Here is a 1866-nt window from a genome sequence, read left to right as displayed (position 1 = left end):
GACCGTTGGTCGGCACAATGCCGGTGCACAGGTATATGAAGGCAGTGCGGACCAACGGTCCGCACCCACCAAAGGCGCTTCAGGGCTGGCTCGGGTGATCCTCTTAAGGTGGGTGCCGACCGTTGGTCGGCGCAATGCTGGGGCACAGGTGTCTGAAGGGCAGTGCGGACCAACGGTCCGCACCCACCAAGTGGTAGGCGGGCCCCTGAACCAATCGCCGCCGGCGCGACACTGCGTCGCATCTCCCCCCTGCCACGCGGCGCGAAAACAGGGTAAAATGTCGCGCTTCCCCACATCTCGGGTATGCCGATGCTGCGCATCCAGGCTGAAGCACTCACTTACGACGACGTCTCGCTCGTCCCCGCCCACTCGACCATCCTGCCCAAGGACGTCAACCTCGAAACGCGGTTGACCCGAGACCTGAAGCTGAAGCTTCCGATCCTGTCCGCCGCCATGGATACCGTCACCGAAGCCCGCCTGGCCATCGCCATGGCCCAGCTCGGCGGCATGGGCATCATCCACAAGAATCTCAGCCTGGAACAGCAGGCCGCGGAAGTGGCCAAGGTCAAGAAGTTCGAGGCCGGTGTCATCCGCGACCCGATCACCGTCGGCCCGGAAACCACCATCCGCGACGTGCTGGCCCTGACCCAGGCGCACAACATCTCCGGCGTGCCGGTGGTGGGCAGCGACGGCCAGCTGGCCGGCATCGTGACCCACCGCGACATGCGCTTCGAGACCGAGCTGGACGATCCGGTCCGCCACATCATGACCAAGAAGGATCGCCTGATCACGGTCAAGGAAGGCGCCGCGTCTGATGAAGTGCTGCAGCTGCTGCACCGCAACCGCATCGAAAAGGTGCTGGTGGTCAATGATTCGTTCGAACTGCGTGGCCTGATCACCGTCAAGGACATCCAGAAGAACACCGACTTCCCGAACGCTGCCAAGGATCTGTCGACCCGCCTGCTGGTCGGCGCTGCCGTCGGCGTGGGTGGCGATACCGACCGCCGCGTGGAAGCGCTGGTCGCCGCCGGCGTGGACGTGATCGTGGTTGATACCGCGCACGGCCACTCGCAGGGCGTGCTGGACCGCGTCAGCTGGGTCAAGAAGAACTTCCCGAACGTGCAGGTCATCGGTGGCAACATCTGCACCGGCGAAGCCGCACTGGCGCTGCTGGACAGCGGCGCGGACGCGGTCAAGGTCGGCATCGGCCCGGGCTCGATCTGCACCACCCGCGTTGTCGCCGGCGTCGGCGTGCCGCAGGTCACCGCCATCGATCTGGTGGCCGAAGCGCTGCAGGACCGCATCCCGCTGATCGCCGACGGTGGCATCCGCTACTCGGGCGACATCGGCAAGGCGCTGGCCGCCGGTGCCTCGACCATCATGGTCGGTGGCCTGCTGGCCGGTACCGAGGAATCGCCGGGCGAGACCGAGCTGTACCAGGGCCGTTCGTACAAGAGCTACCGCGGCATGGGGTCGCTGGCTGCCATGGAGAAGGGGTCCAAGGACCGCTACTTCCAGGACGCCGCCACCGCCGACAAGCTGGTGCCGGAAGGCATCGAAGGCCGCGTGCCGTACCGCGGCCCGGTGGGCGGCATCATCCACCAGCTGATGGGCGGCCTGCGCGCCACCATGGGCTACGTGGGCTGCGCCACCATCGAAGACATGCGCAGCAAGCCCAAGTTCGTGAAGATCAGCGGCGCCGGCCAGCGTGAGAGCCACGTCCACGACGTGACCATCACCAAAGAGCCGCCGAACTACCGCGCCTGATGCGCTTGCGAACTGCTCTTGCGATTACGGGCAGCCTGCTGATGGCAGGCTGTTCGTTGTCCGAACCGCCGCCGCGCTCCGGGTCTCCGGGCGCGGCGG

At 66.5% G+C, this 1866-nt stretch carries 1 protein-coding gene; it reads left to right on the top strand.

The genetic code is table 11. The annotated features are described in order from the left end of the window. Positions 1-309 precede the first annotated feature (309 nt). Entirely contained in the window at positions 310-1767 is a 1458-nt protein-coding gene (gene guaB / locus ABGA94_RS21660; RefSeq protein ID WP_005416248.1) for an IMP dehydrogenase, read from the top strand. Positions 1768-1866: the final 99 nt, after the last annotated feature.

This window comes from Stenotrophomonas sp. 3diitr2024 (genome assembly GCF_042136455.1).
Taxonomy (GTDB): Bacteria; Pseudomonadota; Gammaproteobacteria; order Xanthomonadales; family Xanthomonadaceae; genus Stenotrophomonas; species Stenotrophomonas sepilia.
Note: the sequence above shows the minus strand (reverse complement) of the source record. Positions and strands in the feature narration are given on the sequence as shown.